Here is a 19,213-nt window from a genome sequence, read left to right as displayed (position 1 = left end):
GTCGGCCGTGACGCGTCAACGGGCGCGGCACCGTCAGCCGGTCGGATTCCCGGGCGCGCCGCCGTGTTGCTCGCGGTGCCGTTCGTGGTGCCGGGCGACCCGGGCGCGGTTGCCGCAGGAGGGCGTGCACCACTCCTGGCGGGGGTGGTCCTTGACGAAGTAGCGCACACAGCGCGGGGCCAGGCAGGCGCGCAGCCGTTCGCGGTCCGGGCCGTGGAGGAAGGCGATGGCGGCGCGGGCGAGCGCGGCGGTGAGCCGGTCGGCGGTCGGCGGGGTGCCGGCCGGGAGGTCGCGCAGTGCGGGCGGTGCTCCCGGCTCCCAGCTGAGCCGGGGGGCGGTCGGGACCCGGGCCGCGGCGGCGTTCAGCCGGCGGATCGCCTCGTCCTCGCGGAGCAGCCGGTGGGCGTCGGCGGAGCTGGGCGGTCCGGGGCGGACGGCGCGGGCGAACAGCGACCGGACGGCGGCCCGCAGCTCCCGGACGGCGGCGAGCAGCGACGCGTCCGGGGTGCCCAGGTCCTGGCAGCCGTCCAGGAGGGCGGCACGTTCCGCCACCCATGCCGCGAGTCCCGCGGTGTCGGTCAGATCGTCGGCGACGCCGCCGTGCCCGTCGTGGCGGATGGTGACCGCGAGATCCAGGGCGAGCCGTGTTGCATCCATGGAGCTAATGGTAGCTTCTCGATCAACCATTAATACCTGAGGGGGATACATGGCCGACCTGCGTCAACTGCTCCGCGATCTCCCGGTGTTCGGAGGCGATCCGCCTGCCTTCGACCCGGCGGACACGCCCGACGACCCCGTGGACCTGTTCACCGCCTGGCTCCTCGGCGCCATCCGGGCGCAGATCCCCGAACCCCACGCGATGACGGTCTCCACCGCCGGCGCCGACGGCAACCCGTCCGCCCGCACCCTGATCCTCAAGGACCTCGACACGGACGGCTGGCGGTTCGCCGCGCACGACGACAGCACCAAGGGCCGCGAGCTGACCGCCCGCCCGTATGCCGCGCTGACCTTCTACTGGCAGCCGCTTGCCCGCCAAGTGCGCGTACGGGGGCCGGTGGTGCGGGAGAGCGCGGAGCGGTCCGCCGCCGACTTCCGCGCCCGGGGCGCCGGGGCGCGCGCCGAGGCACTGATCGGCCGGCAGAGCACCCCGCTGACCGGCCCCGCCGAGCGGGACGCCGAGGTGTCCGCCTCCGCCGCCCGCCTCGCCCGGGACCCCGACCTGGTGCCGCCGCAGTGGACGCTGCACACCGTCCGGGCGGAGTCGGTGGAGTTCTGGCAGGGCGACAAGGAGCGCAACCACACCCGGCTCCTGTACCGCCGGACCGGCGCGACGTGGCAGAAGGGACTCCTGTGGCCATGACGACGCCCACCCCGACGACCGCCGAGGCGGTACGCGACGAGGTCGAGGCCGGACACGCGCGGCTCCGCGCCCTGCTCCCGGCCCTCACCGACACCGCCGCCCGCGAGCCCGCCGCACTGCCCGGCTGGTCCCGCGCCCATGTGCTCTCCCACATCGAGGGCATCGGCCGCGCCATGGCCCGCCAGGCCCGCTACGCGCTGCGCGGAGAGCTGATCGTCGCTTACGACGGCGGCTTCCCGGCCCGGACCGCCGCCATCGAGGAGGGCTCCCGGCGCGACGCGGCGGCACTCCGCCAGGCCGTGACCGACACCCTCGCCGAGGCGTCCGCGGCCTGGGCCGCGGTCGGCCCCGCGGACTGGTCACGGCCGGTCGGGTACCGCGACGGCGACCTGCGCGGCGCACTGCTGTGCTGGTGGCGGGAGTTGACGATCCATACGGCCGACGCGCTCCTCGGCGACAGTCCCGCGGACTGGCCCCCGGCCCTGTGCCACCACCTCCTGGACCACCTGGCCCCCCGCGCCCCGAAGGGCATCCGCCTCACCCTCGAAGCGACCGCCGACGCGGCGCCGCGCCCACCGTGCGGACCGGCGGACGCGCCCACGGTGACCGTGCGCGGCACCCTCACCGACCTCGCCGCCTGGCTGGCCGGCCGGGCCCCGCGCGGCCCGCTCCACTGCACCCGCGCGGGAACCGGCTCCCCCCTTCCCGCACTGCGCGACTGGCCCTGAGGCGCCGGTCCGGCGGGGCCTCAACCACCGCCGGAAGGAAGCGAGTTCCCCCCCCACAAGGGGCCCCGCGCGCCCCTCGCCTCCGTCGAACGTCCGGTCCACGTAGCGGTCTTGGGACCGGTCCCGGTGCCGGTCGACGGGGGCGGGGGCGGGGGCGGGGGCGGGGTGGGGCTCGTTCGCGTGCCCCACCCGTTTCCCCCTCGCCGCCCCTCCAGCCCTTCTCCATACACTTGACATAATACAGATGGCCGATAACCCTGGAGGCCCACGGAGGAAGGGAGTTGCATGTCCGAGCAGCCGACAGTACGTACCGCGGAAGGCGCGCTACGCGGGCGTCGCCGGCAGGGGCACGCGGTGTTCCGCGGCATCCCGTACGCCGCACCGCCGGTGGGAGCGCTGCGGTTCGCCGCACCCGTGCCGGTGCCGCGCTGGGACGGGACGCGGGAGGCGGCGGAGTTCGGGCCGGCGGCACCGCAGTCCGGGCCGGTTCGGGCGAGCACGGAAGAGGGCACGGACTGGCTGACGCTCAACGTCTGCACGCCGGACCCGGGAGCGGCGGGGCTGCCGGTGCTGGTGTGGATCCACGGGGGCGCCTATATCGCGGGGACGTCGAGCGACCCGATGTACGACCCCGCGGCGCTGGCCGCGGCGGGGCTCGTCGTGGTGAGCGTCAACTACCGGTTGGGCGCCGAGGGTTTCGCCTTCCTCGACGGCGCCCCGGCCAACCGCGGGTTCCTCGACCAGATCGCGGCGCTGCACTGGGTACGGCGGAACATCGCCGCGTTCGGCGGGGACCCCGACCAGGTCACTGTGGCCGGGCAGTCCGCCGGGGCGGGATCCGTCGCCGCCCTGCTGACGATGAAGCCGGTGCGCGGCCTGTTCCGACGCGCCATCGCCCACTCCGTGCCGGGCGGCCACTGCACGCCGGCACTGGCGGAGCAGGTCACCGCCGCGCTGGCGGGCCGGCTCGGCACGGCGCCCACCGCACGGGCCCTCTCCGGTGTCTCCCCCCGGCGTCTGGCCGCGGAACTGACCTCGCTCGGCACCGAACTCCCCCGGTATCTGGAGAGTTGGGGACCGATCTCCCGCACCGGTGTCGCCGTCCATCCCGTCGTCGACGGCGAGGTCCTCGCCGTATCGCCCTGGCAGCCGCCGGCCGGTGGCCGAGCCGGCGGAATCGAGCTCCTCGTGGGCCATACCCGCGACGAGTTCCGGCTGTTCAGCGTGATGAGCGGACGGGCGAAGGGGTTCACCGAGGAGGAGGCCGCAACCGCCCTGGCTCTCTTCGCCCCGGCGCCGGACGGTCCGGCCGCCTACCGCGCCGCCCACCCGCGGGCCACCCCCGGGGAACTGCTGGAAACGGTCTACGCGGACGCCCTCTTCCGCATGCCGTCACTGCACCTGGCCCAGACGAACGCCGCGGCCGGCGGCACCTCGTTCCTCTTCGAACTGCGGCTGCCGTCCCCGGCCGTCGGAGGCGCCCTGGGCGCCTGCCACGGCCTCGACGTCCCCCTGGCCTTCGGCACGCTGGACAGCCCCACCGGCAGGGATCTCGTCGGCGACCCGCCCACCCCCGGGGCACTCGCGGTATCGCGGGAACTGCACCAGGCGTGGGTGCGTTTCGCCACCACCGGGGACGCCGGGTGGTCCGCCTACACCCCGGACCGGCACCTCACCCGCGTCCTGGACGCCGAACCCACGACCGCGCCCTACCCCGAAGACGCCTCCCGCCGCATCTGGGACGGTTACGCGCTCGCACCCTTCGCTCCGGCGTAGCAGTGAGCGCGGCGGGGGGGGAGACGTGCCCGTCGAGGTGTCCGAAGCGCGACGCGGCGACGCCGCCGTCCCGCGCTCGCCCGCGCCCTAGGTCAGGTCGAACTCGCCCTCGCGGGCGCCGAGGACGAAGCCCCGCCATTCGGCGGGGGTGAAGATGAGGGCCGGTATCTCCGGACTGCGGCCGTTGCGCATGGCGATGTACCCCTCGATGAACGCGACCTGGACATCGCCGCCCACCCCTTGGCTGCTCGACTGCCATTCGGCGTGCGTCAGGTCGAGTTCGGGCCTGGGCCCGCCCGCGAGCCGCTGCTCGGTGATGCTGTCGGCCACGTAACCGCTCCTCCCGGTCGTCGTCCGGGCCAGCGTAACGACTGCGCCCGGGGACCGACAGGGGACGTCGGGCGGCGGTCCGCGGGCGCGGTCGGACGTCAGCGGGCGGGCGGTTCGGCGCCCACCAGCCACATGGCGAAGAACTGGGAACCGCCCCCGTAGGCGTGTCCCAACGCCCGGCGGGCGCCGTCCACTTGGTGCTCACCGGCCTGGCCGCGCACCTGGAGGGCGGCCTCCGCGAAGCGGATCATGCCGGAGGCGCCGATGGGGTTGGTGGACAGGACGCCGCCGGAGGGGTTGACGGGGAGGTCGCCGTCGAGTTCGGTGACGCCGGCCTCGGTGAGCTTCCAGCCCTCGCCCTCCTGGGCGAAGCCGAGGTTCTCCAGCCACATCGGCTCGTACCAGGAGAACGGGACGTACATCTCGACGGCGTCGATCTGGCGGCGCGGGTCGGTGATGCCGGCCTGGCGGTAGACGTCGGCGGCGCAGTCCTTGCCGGCCTGAGGGGAGACGAAGTCCTTGCCGGCGAAGAGGGTGGGTTCGCTGCGCATCGCCCCGCCGTGCACCCAGGCCGGCGGGCGCGGGGAGCCGGCGGCGCCGGTGTGGTCGGTGAGGATCATCGCGCAGGCGCCGTCGGAGGACGGGCAGGTCTCGGAGTAGCGGATCGGGTCCCAGAGCATCGGCGAGGACTGGACCTTCTCCAGCGTGAGGCCGTGCTCGTGGAGGTGGGCGTAGGGGTTCTTGAGGGCGTTGCGGCGGTCCTTGTACGCGACGAGGGAGCCGACGGTGTCGGGGGCGCCGGTGCGCCGCATGTACGCGCGGACGTGCGGGGCGAAGAATCCGCCGGCGCCGGCCAGCAGCGGCTGCTGGAAGGGGACGGGGAGGGACAGGCCCCACATGGCGTTGGACTCGGACTGCTTCTCGAAGGCGAGGGTGAGGACCGTGCGGTGCACCCGGGCGGCGACGAGGTTGGCCGCGACCAGGGCGGTGGAGCCGCCGACGGAGCCGGCGGTGTGCACCCGCAGCATCGGCTTGCCGACGGCGCCGAGCGCGTCGGCGAGGTAGAGCTCCGGCATCATCACCCCCTCGAAGAAGTCGGGGGCCTTGCCGATGACCACGGCGTCGATGTCCGCCCAGTGCAACGCCGCGTCGTCCAGGGCGCGTTGGGCGGCCTCGCGCACCAGGCCGGCGAGGGAGACGTCGCGGCGGGCGGCGACGTGCTTGGTCTGGCCGATGCCGACGACGGCCACGGGCTCCTTGCTCACTGCCCCTCCTCGGGTTGTCCGCCGGTGCCCGGCCGCGGGTCCCCTTCGAGGACGGCGACCAGGTTCTGCTGGAGGCACGGGCCCGAGGTGGCGTGTGCCAGGGCGCGGTCCGACTCGCCGCGCCGGATACGGGCGGCGGCCTCGCCGATCCGGATCAGGCCGGCGGCCATGACGGGGTTGGCGGCGAGCGCGCCGCCGGACGGGTTGATGCGGACGTGCGCGCCCCGCGGCCCGTCGAGCTTCAGTGCGCGGCGCAGGACGACCTCCTGAGAGGCGAACGGGGCGTGCAACTCGGCCGTGTCCACGGGGCGTTCGAAGGCGCCGGCGCGCTCCGCGGCGAGCCGGGTGGACGGGGAGTCGGTGAGGTCGCGGACGCCCAGGCTGTGGGCCTCGATGCGGTGGTCCAGGCCGCGGATCCAGGCGGGGCGGTCGGTGAGCCGGCGGGCGGTGTCCCCGGCGGCGAGGACGACGGCCGCGGCGCCGTCGACGACGGGCGGGCAGTCGCCGGTGCGCAGCGGCGCGACCACGTACTCGCCCGGTGGCCGCACCGGCCCGCCGCGGCGCCGGGCGGCCGTGCCGGCCGGCCGGCGCTCGTCGGTCAGTCCGGCGTCGATCAGCGCCCGGGCCTGGAGCGCGGCGAGCGCGACGGAGTCCGGCCACAGCGGGGCGACATAGTACGGGTCGAGCTGTCGGGTGAGGACCTCGCGGACGTCGCCGGACGAGGACTTGCCGTACGCGTAGACCAGTGCGGTGTCGGCCTCGCCGGTGAGGATCTTCACCCACGCCTCGTAGAGCGCCCAGGCGCCGTCCATCTCGACATGGGATTCGGAGATCGGCGGCCAGGCGCCGACGCCGTCCAGGGCCATGGTGAAGGAGAAGGCCCGGCCGGCGAGGTAGTCGGAGGATCCGGAGCAGGTGAAGTCGATGTCCCGGGCGCGGAGTCCGGTCTGCGCCAGGACGTCGTGGAGTACCGGCAGCAGCATCTCGACCTCGGAGGTCGCCGCGCTGTCGCGGACGTGCCCGCTCTGCGCGAAGGCGACGACGGCGACGTCCCGCGCCGCGCCCCGGACCGGTTCCCGCGCCGCTGCGCGCGCTGGCTCGGGCATCAGATCAGCTCCTTGTAGCTGTCGTAGTCGGCGTCGGGCTCACCGGTGGGCCGGTAGTGGTCGGGGTAGCGGGAGCCGTCGGTCCAGACCGGTTCGACGCGCAGCCCCATGCGGACCTGGTCGTACGGGATCCCGCCGATCCGGGCGTGCAGCGCCAGGTCGGCACCGTCCAGGGCGATATGGGCGTAGACGTAGGGGACCTCGATGTCGAGGTTGCGGGCCTTGATGTTGACGATGCAGTAGGTGGTGACGGTGCCGCGGGGGCCGACCTCGACCTGGGTGGTGGTCGCGACGCCGCAGGTGGGGCAGGCGCCGCGGGGCGGGACGTAGACCTTGCGGCAGGAGGGGCAGCGTTCGCCGATGGTCCGGTGGTCGGCGAGGGCCTGGAGGTAGCGGGACTGGGCGCGGCCGGGCGAGTAGGTGTAGTCGAGCCGGGCCGGGGTGGTGATCCCGGTCAGCGGGTCGTCGAACTCCCCGCTGTGCGCTTGGGGTTGATGGACCGTCCGGTCGCCCTCCGCCGGTTCGAAGCAGGCGATGTCGGTGATCGCGCCGGTGCGCTCCGCGGCCCAGCGGATGCGGACCCGCATACCGGTGCGTACCGCCTCGGGGCCGGGGGCGTCCAGGGCGTGCAGCAGGGCGGTGTCGGCGCCGTCGAGCCGGACCAGGACCCAGGCGAAGGGGGCGGCGAGGGGCTGGCCGCGGCGGGGGGACGGGTTCCACGCCCAGGTGGTGACCGTGCCGCCGGTGCCGACCTCGACCAGGTCGCGGATCTCGTCGGCGGTGACCGGGTCGTATTCGACCGGCGGTACGACCACCCGCCCGTCGGTCGCCCGGACCCCGAGCACGCAGCGCTCACGCAGCCCGGTCAGGAAGGCGCTCTGGACGGGGCCCAGCGAGCGGGTGAACGGGAACTCCACGACGAGCGGCGCCGTGAGGACCTCTGACATGCGGACTCCTCGGTCTCTGGGGGGTCAGGCGCGCCGGAAGACGGGTGGGCGCTTCTCCGCGAAGGCGCGGGAGCCCTCCTTGGCGTCGGCGGTGTCGAACACGGGCCAGCCGCGGGCGAGTTCGGCGGCGAGCCCGTCGGCCTCGGCCATCCCGGCGGTCTCGTACACGGACGCCTTGACCGCCTCGACGGCGAGCGGGCCGCAGGCGTTGATCCGCTCGGCGATCTCCAGCGCCTTCGGCAACGCGCCGCCATCGGGCACGACATGGCCGATCAGGCCGATGCGGGCGGCCTCGGGCGCCGGGTACGGTCGCCCGGTGAGCAGCATCTCCAGGGCGTGGGTGCGCGGGATCTGGCGGGCGAGGCGGACGGTGGAGCCGCCGATCGGGAACAGTCCGCGCCGGACCTCGAAGAGCCCGAACGTGGCGCTCTCGCCGGCGACGCGGATGTCGGTGCCCTGGAGGATCTCGGTACCGCCGGCGACGCAGTGGCCCTCGACGGCCGCGATGACCGGCTTGCGCGGGCGGTGGTGCCGGAGCATCGCCTTCCAGTGCAGATCGGGGTCGGCGCGCAGCCGTTCGCGGAACCGCTCACCGGACATTCCGCCGCCGGCCAGCGCCTTGAGGTCCATACCGGCGCAGAAGGCGCCGCCGGCGCCGGTCAGCACGATCGACCGGATCCCGTCGTCCTCGTCGGCGGCCAGCCAGCCGTCGTACAGGCCCACCAGCATCGGCAGCGAGAGCGCGTTCTTGGCCTCCGGCCGGTTGAGGGTGAGCACCAGTGTCGCGCCGACGCGCTCCACGGTGAGGTGTTCGGTGCCCTCGGCCCGCTGCGGTCGCGGTGTGGTCGAGGGTCGTTCGGTCCCGCCCATTGCGTCCTCCCGTCTCACGACGAGAACAGGTTGCAGTAGCGGCACGGCGAGTTCAAGGCTTTTCTGACGCACAGTCAGTTTTCTTCGCCGCGGCCCTTCCCTGCTCTTCCCCGCGGCGCTCTAATGACCGCCGGGCCGCCGTCCGCCGCCGTCCGCGCGATCTGGAGGAGACGTGGAGTACAACCTTGCCGACCTCTTCGAGTCGATCGTCGACACGGTCCCGGACCGCGAGGCGCTGGTGTACCTCGACCATCCCGGCACCGGCGCGGAGCGGCGGCTGACCTACGCGCAGCTCGACCGCGCCGCCAACCGCCTCGCCCACCACCTCGCCGACCGCGGCATCGGCCCCGGCGACCACGTCGGGCTGCACCTCTACAACGGCGTCGAGTACGTCCAGGCCGCCTACGCCTGCCTGAAGATCCGTGCCGTGCCGGTGAACGTCAACTACCGCTACGTCGAAGAGGAGTTGGTCTACCTCTACCGCGACGCCGACCTGGTGGCGCTGGTCTTCGACGCGGAGTTCACCGAACGGGTCGCCGCCGCCCTGCCGCAGACGACGAAGCTGCGGCACCTGGTCCGGGTCGGCACCCCGCCCCCCGGCGCCCCCGAGCCGCGGCCCGCCCCCGTCCCGCTCGCGGACGCCGAGGCGGCCGGTTCGCCGGAGCGCGGCTTCGGCCCCCGCTCCGCCGACGACCGGATCGTCATCTACACCGGCGGCACCACCGGCATGCCCAAGGGTGTGGTGTGGCGCCACGAGGACATCTTCTTCTCCGGGATGGGCGGCGGCGCACCGACCGGAGAGCCGGTCGGGCGCCCCGCGGAACTGGCCGAACGGGTCGCGGCCGGCGGTGACGGCCTCGTCTTCTTCCCGACGCCGCCGCTGATGCACGGCACCTCCACCCTCACCGCGTTCATCGCCTTCCACTTCGGCCAGAAGGTCGTCCTCCACCGCAAGTACGTGCCCGAAGAGGTTCTGCGCACCGTCGAGCGGGAGCGGGTCACCAGCGTCTCGCTGGTCGGTGACGCGATGCTGCGCCCCCTCGTCGACGCGCTCGGCGGCCCCCTCAAGGGGGCGGACTGCTCCTCCCTCCTCAGCGTCAGCAGCTCCGGCGCGATCCTCTCCGAGACGGTGCGCGCGCAGTTCGGCGCTCTGGTCCCGGACGCGATGCTGCTGAACAACTTCGGCTCCTCCGAGTCCGGCTTCAACGGCACCGCGACAAACGACTCGGGGCCGCGGAACGGTTTCCGGCTGAACGTCAACTCCCGTACGGCGGTGGTGGATCCGGTCAGCCACGAGCCGGTGGCGGTCGGCGAGCCGGGCCGCATCGCCCTGCGCGGCCACGTACCGCTCGGCTACCACAACGACCCCGCCAAGACCGCCGAGACGTTCTTCGAGGCGCACGGCGACCGATGGGTGCTGCTCGGCGACATGGCGACCGTCGACGCGCAGGGCGTCGTCACCGTCCTGGGCCGCGGCTCGCAGTGCATCAACTCCGGTGGCGAGAAGGTCTATCCGGAGGAGGTCGAGCAGGCCCTGAAGTCCCATCCGGATGTGTATGACGCACTGGTGGCGGGTGTTCCCGACGAGCGCTGGGGCCATCGCGTCGCCGCCGTCGTCCAGCTCCGCGACGGGGCGGACGTGCTGGACGCCGCGGGGATCCAGGCCCACTGCCGGGCCCGGCTCGCCGGCTACAAGATCCCGCGCGACGTCGTCTTCACCGACCGCATCCAGCGCTCGCCCAGCGGCAAGGCGGACTACCGCTGGGCGAAGGCCGTGGTGTCGGGCGAGCGGGGGGCGTGAGAGCCGGGGCCGCGACTCAGTCTCCGCAGACCGACCGCAGCGACCGGGCCAGCCCCACCGCGTGCAGGACGTCCAGGTGGCGCCGATGGCCGACCCGCACCGCGGCCACCGCGAGCCACGGCACACACCCGGGGGCCGAACGCGCCTGCGGGGACGCGGCGATGGCCCGCACCAGCTCGCCGTTGATGCGGTTGATCTCCTGGCGGACCCGGGCGAGATCCGGCCGGCCGGTCGGCGCCTGCGACGGATCCGCGGCCCACCGGCGATACAGCCCCCGCTGCACGACCTTGTTCGCCTCGATCTGGTCCCGGAAGATCCGCACCGTCGTCTCCGGGTCGGCGCCCAGCCGCCGGGCCTGCTGCGACACGGCGTCCAGCACCTGCCGCTCGCGCGCCGGGTCGTCGATCGGGCTGTCGGTGCCCCACTTCGCCGCGGCCACCGCATCGGCGGTGGCCAGCCGCTCCTCGGAGAGCGCGGCCAGGGGCCGCAGCCGGTCGTACGGGGCGGGTGCGGTGCGGGCGGCCGGGGCGCCGGCGGTCGCGGCCGGGGCACCGCCGCCGGGCGCGGCACAGGGCGCCGCGACGGCACCGCCGGCCCCGGCGAACAGCGCCGCCGCGGTGACACCGGCGAGCAACGTACGGCGCAGGGAGGAAGTCGGCTGCACGGTCGGCCTTTCTCGTCACTACGGGAGGCGTGCGGGCAGATGGAGCCTACGGCCCGTCGGGGGTGCGGACACCACCGGGCCGGCCGGCCAGCCCTCCTGACCCACCGTCAGCCCTCGCCGCGCACCCCGCCGGGAACGGCGCCACCGCCGCCGGGAACTCCCCGGCCGCTCCTCGTGGACGGGTCGGCCCGCGCCCTCGACGGCGGATCGCACGGGCGCCGCCGCCCCCGCGCCCGGTATGCCGGCCGGACGTCACCGACCTGCGCCTTCCGTACGCCGCCCAGCGCCGGGACACTGGCCTGGGGCTGCTTGCGGCAGGCCCCTTGACGTGGTCGCCGCGCGCTGATTACTTGGATCCGCATGCGGCTACCGAATGATCGGTAGGTACACGAGGCGGTGAGACTCCATGCCACAAGCGGCTGCGGGCAGCGGGACGTCCGGACAGGCCGGGGGGTTCGACGATGCCGAGCGGCTCTCTCCGGACGCCCTGCGCGCACGGCAACTCGCCCGGCTGCAGGCCACGTTGCGGCACGCGTACGAGCGCGTCCCCTTCTACCGGGAGTCCTTCGACCGGGCGGGCGTGCGGCCCGAGGACTGCCGCTCGCTGGATGATCTCGCGCGCTTCCCGTTCACGGTCAAGGACGATCTGCGGGCGCAGTATCCGTTCGGGATGTTCGCCGTCCCCAGGAGCGAGGTACGGCGCATCCACGCGTCGAGCGGCACCACCGGGCGCCCGACGGTCGTCGGCTACACCGAGCGCGATCTGTCGCACTGGGCGGACGTGGTGGCCCGGTCCATCCACGCGGCCGGCGGGCGCCCCGGCCACACCGTCCATATCGCCTACGGATACGGGCTGTTCACCGGCGGGCTGGGCGCACACTACGGCGCGGAGCGGCTCGGCTGCACGGTCGTGCCGGCGTCCGGCGGGATGACCAGCCGCCAGGTGCAGATCATCCAGGACTTCCGCCCGGAGATCATCATGGTGACGCCCACCTACATGCTGACCCTGCTGGACGAGTTCGAGCGGCAGGGCGTCGACCCCCGCAAGACCTCGCTCCAGGTGGGCATCTTCGGCGCCGAGCCGTGGACGGAGGAGATGCGCCGGGAGATCGAGGAGCGGTTCGCGATCGACGCCGTGGACATCTACGGCCTGTCGGAGGTCATGGGGCCCGGCGTCGCCCAGGAGTGCGTGGAGACCAAGGACGGCCTCCACATCTGGGAGGACCACTTCTACCCGGAGGTCGTCGACCCGATCACCGGCGAGGTGCTGCCGGACGGCGAGCACGGCGAGCTGGTCTTCACCTCCCTCACCAAAGAGGCCATGCCGGTCGTCCGCTACCGCACCCGGGACCTGACCCGGCTGCTGCCCGGCACCGCTCGCCCGGCCTTCCGCCGCATGGCGAGGATCACCGGGCGCAGCGACGACATGATCATCCTGCGCGGGGTCAACCTCTTCCCCGCGCAGGTCGAGGAGATCGTGCTGCGCACCCCCGGCGTCGCCCCGCACTTCCAGCTCCGGCTGACCCGCGAGGGCCGGATGGACCGGCTGACCGTACGGGCCGAGGCCCGGCCGGACGCGACTCCCGAGGACCGTACGGCGGCCGCCGACCGGATCGCCCGGGGCGTGAAGGACGGTATCGGGGTCTCGGTCGCGGTCGAGATCCTCGACCCGGAGACGCTGGAACGGTCGGTGGGGAAGTTCAAGCGCATCGTGGACGCCCGCCGGGACGGGTGACGTCAGGTCGTCGACGGATCCCCCTTGATCAGCGCGAAGGGGGCGCCCGCCGGATCCATCAGCATCGCCAGGCGGCCGACACCGGGGGTGTTCATCGGGGGGATGAGCGGCGTGGCGCCGTGCTGGACGGCGGTGTTGAAGGTGGCGTCGCAGTCGGCCACGCCGAAATAGGGGTGCCACTCGGACGTCGAACCGGCGTCCAGGTGGACCTGCTGGAGCTGCAGGATGCCACCGTGCGCGGTGTCGTCGCCCTGGCCGGCGCCGGGTGCGGAGGCGAGGGTGTAGACCATGTCGCCGCCCATCGGCGCGTCCGTGTAACTCCAGGAGAAGACGGCACCGTAGAAGTCCTTGGCCGCGGCGGCGTCGGTGGTGTACAGCTCCGTCCAGCAGAGGGCGTTCGGCTCCATGACCACGTCCAGGCCCTTGACGTCGCCCGGCTGCCAGACGGCGAAGTCGGCGCCCGTCGGGTCGGTGAGCATGGCCAGCCGGCCGGCGGTGAAGACGTCCGTCGGCGCGACCCGGACCCGGCCGCCGGCCTGCTCCACCGCCTTGCAGGTGGCGTCCGCGTCCGCGGTGTGGAAGTACGGCGTCCAGGCCGGGCTCGCGCCCTCCTCCGTCAGCGGGCCGACCGCGCCGACCGTCCTGCCGTCGAGCTGGAAGAAGCCGTAGCCGCCGCCTTCCGGGCCGGCCGACTGGAAGGTCCAGCCGAACACCGCGGAGTAGAAGGCCGCGGCGGCGTCGACGTCGGGTGCGCCGAGGTCGAGCCAGTTCGGCGAGCCCGGGACGAAGTGGGTCGTCAACATCAGAGGTGCTCCCATCGCGCGGTGGTCAGTGCCGGTTCCCAGCATGGCAGGGGGCACTGACAGCCGCCCTCCGCGCGCCGCTCAGGGAGTGCCGAACCGCTCCCGCAGCTCGCGCTTGAGCACCTTGCCGCTGGCGTTCCGCGGCAGCGCGTCCACGAACACCACCCGCTTGGGGATCTTGAACGGAGCCAGCCGGGCGCGGGCCGCGGCGATCAGCTCCGCCTCCCCCACCCCGGCGTCGCCGCCGTCCGCTCCGCCGCCGTCCGCGCCGCCGGTGCGCCGGACGACGACCGCGGTCACCGCCTCGATCCAGCGCTCGTCCGGCAGCCCGATGACCGCGACCTCGGCGACCTGCGGATGCTCGTAGAGCACGTCCTCCACCTGGCGCGAGGCGACCAGGACACCGCCGGAGTTGATCACGTCCTTGACCCTGTCGACCACGGTGAAGTAGCCCTCCGCGTCGCGGACGGCCAGGTCCCCGGAGTGGAACCAGCCGCCCCGGAACGCCTCGGCGGTCTCCGCCGGCTTGTCCCAGTACCCGCTGCACAGCTGCGGCGAGCGGTAGACGACCTCGCCCCGGGTGCCGTCCGGCACCTCCCGGCCGTGCTCGTCGACCACCCGTGCCTCCACGAACAGCACCGGGCGCCCGCAGGAGTCCATCCGGCCCTCGTGCTCGTCGGGGCCGAGGACGGTGGCCAGCGGCCCGATCTCGCTCTGCCCGAAGCAGTTGTAGAACGCCAGTCCGGGAAGCCGGGCGCGCAACCGCTCCAGGACGGGCACCGGCATGATCGACGCACCGTAGTACGCCTTGCGGAGCCCGCTCAGCTCCCGGACGGCGAAGCCGGGGTGGCCGGCGAGCGCGATCCAGACCGTCGGCGGGGCGAACAGGCTGTCCGCCAGGCCGGATTCCACCAGTTCGAAGATCCGGTCCGGGTCGGGCCCGTCGAGGATGGTGTTCTCCGCGCCGACCGCCAGATAGGGCAGCAGGAACACATGCATCTGCGCGGAGTGGTAGAGGGGCAGCGAGTGCACCGGCCGGTCGCTCTCCTTGAGGTCGAGGGCGACGATCGCGCTGGTGTACTCGTGCACCAGCGCGCTGTGGGTCATCATCGCCCCTTTGGGGAGGGCGGTGGTTCCCGAGGTGTAGAGCAACTGGACGAGGGCGTCGCCGGACCCGGCGGCGGTCGGGTCGCCGGGGTCCTCGTCGGGCTCCCCGTCCGGTGCGCCGCACGCCCCGGCGATCTGCTCCAGCAGCCCGTCGGGCGCGCCGTACAGCGGCAACGTGCGTACCGATGCGGGAAGTTGGTGCGCCAGCGCCGGGTCGGTGAGCACCAGCGTGCTGCCCGACTGGGTCAGGAGGTAGTCCAGGTCCTCGCCGGTGAGGCCGTGGTTGACCGGTACGTGTACCAGTCCGGCGCGGGAGCAGGCCAGGAAACCGATCAGATACGCGTCGGAGTTGCGCCCGTAGGAGGCCACCCGGTCGCCCGCCCGCGGCCCCGCCGCCAGCAGCACCCGGGCCGCGGCGCTGACCGCGGCGTCCAGTTCGCGATAGGTCCAGCTCCGCGGTCCGTAGCGCACCGCCGTGCGCTCCGGCACCCGCCGGGCGCTGCGCCGCAGGACTCCGTCGACCGTGTTGCTCCGCGCTTGCGTCATGCGGCGATCCTGGGGCGCGGCCGAGGGCGGGTCAAGGCGCCGGGCGGCGGCGGCGCGCGGTCCGTGCAGCCCGGTTCGGCATGAGGGGTACCGGATGACCGACCGCTTGGTACGCTCAACCTCCTTTGCTCTCACGTCCGTTGGGAGAAATCATGCGCAACCGCCTGAGAACCCTCGCACTCGCCGGGGTGGCCCTGCTGGCGACGGCGGCCCCACCGCCCCCGGGTGCGGCGGCGGCCGGCGGGTCCCGGTATCCGTCGGCCGGCGGACTCTCGGCCGTCATCCGCTTCACCGAGTACGGCATTCCGCACATCGTCGCCAAGGACTACCCGGACCTCGGGTTCGGGGAGGGCTGGGCGCAGGCCGCGGACCAGGTGTGCACCCTGGCCGACGGCTTCGTGACCGTACGCGGCGAGCGCTCGCGCTACTTCGGTGCGGCGGCTGCCCCCGACCAGTCGCTGTCGTCGGCGGGCAGCAACCTCTCCAGCGATCTGTACTTCGCGGGCGTCCGCGACGCCGGGACGGTGGAGAAGCTGCTGCGCAGACCGGCACCGGCCGGGCCGAGTGACCAGGTCAGGGAGCTGATGCGGGGCTGGGCCGCCGGTTACGACGCCTGGCTGCGGCAGCACCGGGTCCGCGACCCGGCGTGCGCGGGCCGCCCGTGGGTGCGGCCGGTGACCACCCTCGACGTGGCCCGGCGCAGTTACGCGCTGGCCGTGCTCGGCGGCCAGGGCAAGGCGGTGGACGGCATCACCGCCGCCCGGCCGCCCGCCGACTCCCCCGCCGCGCGCCCCGCACCCGCCGCGCACGGCACGACCGACGCGCCGGACACCACCGGACTTCGGGCCTTCTTCTCCCAGGACGGCTCCGACATGGGCTCCAACGCCGTGGCGTTCCGGGGCTCGACGACCGCGAACGGGCGCGGGCTGCTGCTCGGCAACCCGCACTACCCGTGGGCAGGTGGCCGGCGCTTCTGGGAGTCGCAGGTCACCATCCCCGGCGAACTCGACGCGTCCGGTGCCTCGCTGCTCGGCTCGGTGACCCTCTCCATCGGGCACAACTCCCGCATCGCCTGGAGCCATACGGTCGCCACCGGCGTGCCGATGAATCTGCATCAGCTCACCCTGGACCCGTCCGACCCGACCGTCTATCTCGTGGGCGGCGTCCCCGAACGGATGACCCGGCGCAGGGTCACCGTCCCGGTGCAGGGCGGCTCGGACGTCACCCGCACCCAGTGGTGGACCCGCTACGGGCCGGTGCTGACCTCGCTCGGGCCGCTGCGGCTCCCCTGGACCGCCGCGACGGCGTACGCGCTCAACGACCCCAACGCGGCCAACCTGCGGGCCCAGGACACCGCCCTCGGCTTCAGCAGGGCCACCGGGGTGGACGGCGTCGCCCGGTCGCTGCGCCGTACCCAGGGGCTCCCCTGGACGAACACCGTCGCCGCCGACGCCGCCGGGCACACCCTCTACAGCCAGTCGCAGGTCCTCCCGCGGATCACCGACGCCCTCGCGCGGCGCTGCTCCACGGCGCTCGGGCGCACCACCTACCCCGCCACCGGCCTTGCCGTGCTGGACGGTTCGCGGGCCGGCTGCGCCCTCGGCCGCGACCCCGACGCGGTGCAGCCGGGCGTCTTCGGGCCGTCCGCGATGCCCACGCTCAAGGACGCGCCCTGCGTGGAGAATTCGAACGACAGCGCCTGGCTGACCAACGCCGACCATCCGCTGACCGGCTATCCGCGGATCTTCGGTCCGACGGCGACCCCGCGCACCCTGCGCACCCGCGGCGCCATCGAGGACGTCTCTGCCATGGCGGCGCACGGCGGGCTGACCGTGGGCGACCTCCAGCGCCGGCAGTTCGCCGACCGCGCACCGGCCGGCGCGCTGGCCGCGGCCGACACCGCGCGGGCCTGTGCGGCACTGCCCCATGGCACGGCAACAAGCAGTACGGGCAAGGCCGTTGACGTCACCGCGGCCTGCCGGGTGATCCGCAGCTGGGACCGGACGATGCGGGCCGGCAGCAGGGGCGCCCTGCTCTTCGACCGCTTCTGGCGGCAGCTGACCGACGGCGTGCCGCCGCAGCGGCTGTGGCGGGTGCCGTTCTCGGCCGCCGACCCGGTGGCCACCCCGAACACCCTCGACACCTCGGAGCCCGGATTCGGCCGGGCGCTGGCCGACGCGGTGGGCGAACTGCGCGCGGCCGGCATCCCGTTGGACGCGCCGCTGGGCGACCACCAGTTCGTGGTCCGCGACGGCCGGCGCATCCCGCTCGGCGGGGGTACCGAGCGGCTCGGGGTGTGGAACAAGGTCGAGGGCGTCTGGGATGCCGCGCGGGGCGGCTACACCGAGGTGAGCACCGGTTCCAGTTTCCTCCAGGCGGTCGGCTTCGACGGCAGCGGCTGCCCGGTGGCCCGTACGCTCCTGACGTACGCGCAGTCGTCCGACCCGAACTCCCCGCACCACAGCGATCAGACGCGGCTGTTCTCGGCCGGGCGGATGGTGCGGGAGCGGTTCTGCGAGCGGGACATCCTGGCCTCGCCGCAGCTGCGCGTCGTACGGGTCGCCGAGCGCTGAGGAATCCGGGGAGGCGCCCCCGGAACGGCTACACGGCGCGCTCCCGGCCCGCCCAGTACGGGTCGCGGAGCCGCCGCTTGTAGAGCTTGCCGTTGGGGTCGCGGGGCATGGCCTCGGTGAAGTCGACCGAGCGCGGGCGCTTGTAGCCGGCGAGTCGGCGCGCGCAGTGGGCGAGGATCTCGGCGGCGAGCGCCGGCCCGGCCGGGTACCCCTCGGCGGGCTCGACGACCGCCTTGACCTCCTCGCCCCAGTCGTCGTGCGGGATACCGAAGGCGGCGGCGTCGGCGACGGCGGGGTGGGCGAGCAGGGCCGCTTCGATCTCGGCGGGGTAGATGTTGACCCCGCCGGAGATGATCATGTCGATCTTGCGGTCGCGGAGGAAGAGGTAGCCGTCCTCGTCGAGGAGGCCCAGGTCGCCGACGGTGAAGAAGTCGCCGATGCGGTTCTTCCGGGTCTTGCCCTCGTCCTTGTGGTACGAGAATCCGCCGGTGCTCATCTTCATGTAGACGGTGCCGAGTCGACCGGCCGGCAGCCGGTTGCCGGCGTCGTCGAAGACGGCGAGTTCGCTGATGGGCCAGGCGCGGCCTACCGTACCGGGCTTCTTCAGCCATTCCTCGGCGGTGGCGAAGGCGCCGCCGCCCTCACTGGCCGCGTAGTACTCCTCGACGCAGCCGCCCCACCACTCGATCATGGCGCGTTTGACGTGGTCGGGGCAGGGCGCGGCGCCGTGGACGGCATGCCGCATCGAGGACACGTCGTACGCCGACCGCACCTCCTCCGGCAGGGCGAGGAGCCGGTGGAACTGGGTCGGGACCATATGGGTGTGGGTGCAGCGGTGCCGGTCGACGGCGCGCAGCATCTCCTCGGGCGTCCACCTGTCCATCAGGACGACGCGGTGGCCGATGTGCAGGGAGGCGCCGGCGAATTGGAGTACCGCCGTGTGGTAGAGCGGCGAGCAGACCAGATGGACGTTGTCGTCGAACGGCAGGATGCCGAAGATGGCGAGGAAGCCGCCCAGGTAGGTCTCCTCGGGAGGCTTGCCGGGCAGCGGGCGGCGGATGCCGCGGGGGCGTCCTGTGGTGCCCGAGGTGTAGTTCATCACCCAGCCGAGGGTCCGTCCGGCGGGAGCGGACTCCGCCTGCCCGCCGAGGAGTTCGGAGTACGGGCGGAAGCCGTCGACGGTTCCGACGGCGTACCGCCGCCCGGCCGGCAGCCCGGCCTCGTCGGCGGCCTGCCGGGCGGCCTCCCCGAACCGCTCGTGGGCGATCAGCACCTTGGCGCCGGAGTCGGCGACGATCCAGGCGATCTCGGGGCCGACCAGGTGGTGGTTGACCGGCACGAGGTAGAAGCCGGCCTGGGAGGCGGCGAGATAGGCGGTGAAGAACTCGACGCCGTTGGGGAGGACGGCGGCGAACGCGTCGCCGCGTTCCAGCCCGGCCGCGCGCAGCCCGTGGACGAGCTGGTTGGCGGCGGCGTGCAGCCGGCCGGCGGTCCATTCCTCGCCGTCCGGGGCGACCAGGACGGTCCGGCCGGGGTCGGCGATGGCCTGGGCCCAGAAGCCGTTGGGGGTGTCGGGCATGGGCGGGTCCTCCTCGGGCAGGG

Annotated in this window: 16 protein-coding genes; 6 read left to right on the top strand and 10 right to left on the bottom strand. The window is 73.9% G+C overall.

Features of this window, described 5'->3' with window-relative positions:
- Positions 1–33 precede the first annotated feature (33 nt).
- A complete protein-coding gene (locus GR130_RS14015; protein WP_159505033.1) occupies positions 34–657 on the bottom strand; it encodes a CGNR zinc finger domain-containing protein in 624 nt (207 codons plus the stop codon).
- A gap of 49 nt (positions 658–706) precedes the next feature.
- Between GR130_RS14015 and GR130_RS14010 the strand changes: the two genes are divergently transcribed.
- The 3 genes from GR130_RS14010 to GR130_RS14000 all read left to right on the top strand — a co-directional run bounded on the left by GR130_RS14010 (position 707) and on the right by GR130_RS14000 (position 3,864).
- A complete protein-coding gene (locus GR130_RS14010; RefSeq protein ID WP_159505032.1) occupies positions 707–1,360 on the top strand; it encodes a pyridoxine/pyridoxamine 5'-phosphate oxidase in 654 nt (217 codons plus the stop codon).
- The gene (locus tag GR130_RS14005; protein ID WP_159505031.1) at positions 1,357–2,088 is read left to right on the top strand and encodes a maleylpyruvate isomerase family mycothiol-dependent enzyme; all 732 of its coding nucleotides are present in this window, start codon (positions 1,357–1,359) and stop codon (positions 2,086–2,088) included. Before GR130_RS14010 ends, GR130_RS14005 begins: the two co-directional genes overlap by 4 nt.
- A gap of 285 nt (positions 2,089–2,373) precedes the next feature.
- A complete protein-coding gene (locus GR130_RS14000) occupies positions 2,374–3,864 on the top strand; it encodes a carboxylesterase/lipase family protein (RefSeq protein WP_159505030.1) in 1,491 nt (496 codons plus the stop codon).
- A gap of 87 nt (positions 3,865–3,951) precedes the next feature.
- On the opposite strand, the gene GR130_RS13995 is transcribed toward GR130_RS14000, so the two are convergent.
- The 5 genes from GR130_RS13995 to GR130_RS13975 form a co-directional block, all read right to left on the bottom strand.
- Complete coding sequence (locus GR130_RS13995) at positions 3,952–4,194, bottom strand: DUF397 domain-containing protein (protein ID WP_159505029.1); 243 nt, start codon at positions 4,192–4,194, stop codon at positions 3,952–3,954.
- A gap of 98 nt (positions 4,195–4,292) precedes the next feature.
- Positions 4,293–5,459: a thiolase domain-containing protein gene (locus GR130_RS13990; RefSeq protein WP_159505028.1), complete on the bottom strand. Its 1,167-nt coding sequence runs from the start codon at positions 5,457–5,459 to the stop codon at positions 4,293–4,295.
- The gene (locus GR130_RS13985; RefSeq protein ID WP_159505027.1) at positions 5,456–6,565 is read right to left on the bottom strand and encodes a thiolase domain-containing protein; all 1,110 of its coding nucleotides are present in this window, start codon (positions 6,563–6,565) and stop codon (positions 5,456–5,458) included. The genes GR130_RS13990 and GR130_RS13985 overlap by 4 nt, the downstream gene beginning before the upstream one ends.
- Positions 6,565–7,512 (bottom strand): Zn-ribbon domain-containing OB-fold protein, encoded by a 948-nt coding sequence (locus GR130_RS13980; RefSeq protein ID WP_159505026.1) that lies wholly within the window; start codon positions 7,510–7,512, stop codon positions 6,565–6,567. Before GR130_RS13980 ends, GR130_RS13985 begins: the two co-directional genes overlap by 1 nt.
- Positions 7,513–7,536: 24 nt before the next feature.
- On the bottom strand, positions 7,537–8,382 hold the full coding sequence (locus GR130_RS13975) for a crotonase/enoyl-CoA hydratase family protein (protein WP_159505025.1): 846 nt from the start codon (positions 8,380–8,382) through the stop codon (positions 7,537–7,539).
- A gap of 172 nt (positions 8,383–8,554) precedes the next feature.
- Here GR130_RS13975 and GR130_RS13970 point away from each other — a divergent pair, with 172 nt between their 5' ends.
- Positions 8,555–10,183, top strand: coding sequence for an acyl-CoA synthetase (locus tag GR130_RS13970; RefSeq protein WP_159505024.1), 1,629 nt, complete (start codon positions 8,555–8,557; stop codon positions 10,181–10,183).
- A gap of 16 nt (positions 10,184–10,199) precedes the next feature.
- On the opposite strand, the gene GR130_RS13965 is transcribed toward GR130_RS13970, so the two are convergent.
- Positions 10,200–10,847 (bottom strand): chorismate mutase, encoded by a 648-nt coding sequence (locus GR130_RS13965; protein WP_159505023.1) that lies wholly within the window; start codon positions 10,845–10,847, stop codon positions 10,200–10,202.
- 406 nt (positions 10,848–11,253) lie between these two features.
- On the opposite strand from GR130_RS13965, the gene paaK reads away from it, so the two are divergent.
- Positions 11,254–12,582, top strand: a complete 1,329-nt coding sequence (gene paaK / locus GR130_RS13960) for a phenylacetate--CoA ligase PaaK (RefSeq protein WP_159505022.1) — start codon at positions 11,254–11,256, stop codon at positions 12,580–12,582.
- A 2-nt stretch (positions 12,583–12,584) separates the two neighbouring features.
- Here paaK and GR130_RS13955 read toward each other — a convergent pair whose 3' ends face one another.
- Positions 12,585–13,385 carry a VOC family protein gene (locus GR130_RS13955; protein ID WP_159505021.1) on the bottom strand — a complete coding sequence of 267 codons (801 nt, stop codon included), beginning with the start codon at positions 13,383–13,385 and terminating at the stop codon, positions 12,585–12,587.
- 81 nt (positions 13,386–13,466) lie between these two features.
- Positions 13,467–15,038: a fatty acyl-CoA synthetase gene (locus GR130_RS13950; RefSeq protein ID WP_159505020.1), complete on the bottom strand. Its 1,572-nt coding sequence runs from the start codon at positions 15,036–15,038 to the stop codon at positions 13,467–13,469.
- A gap of 152 nt (positions 15,039–15,190) precedes the next feature.
- Between GR130_RS13950 and GR130_RS13945 the strand changes: the two genes are divergently transcribed.
- Positions 15,191–17,611, top strand: coding sequence for a penicillin acylase family protein (locus tag GR130_RS13945; protein ID WP_159505019.1), 2,421 nt, complete (start codon positions 15,191–15,193; stop codon positions 17,609–17,611).
- Positions 17,612–17,639: 28 nt separating this feature from the next.
- On the opposite strand, the gene GR130_RS13940 is transcribed toward GR130_RS13945, so the two are convergent.
- Positions 17,640–19,190 (bottom strand): acyl-CoA synthetase, encoded by a 1,551-nt coding sequence (locus GR130_RS13940; protein ID WP_159505018.1) that lies wholly within the window; start codon positions 19,188–19,190, stop codon positions 17,640–17,642.
- Positions 19,191–19,213: the final 23 nt, after the last annotated feature.

The sequence above is a fragment of the Streptomyces sp. GS7 genome, assembly GCF_009834125.1.
Lineage (GTDB): Bacteria > Actinomycetota > Actinomycetes > Streptomycetales > Streptomycetaceae > Streptomyces.
This window is presented reverse-complemented; position numbering and strand designations above follow the sequence as displayed.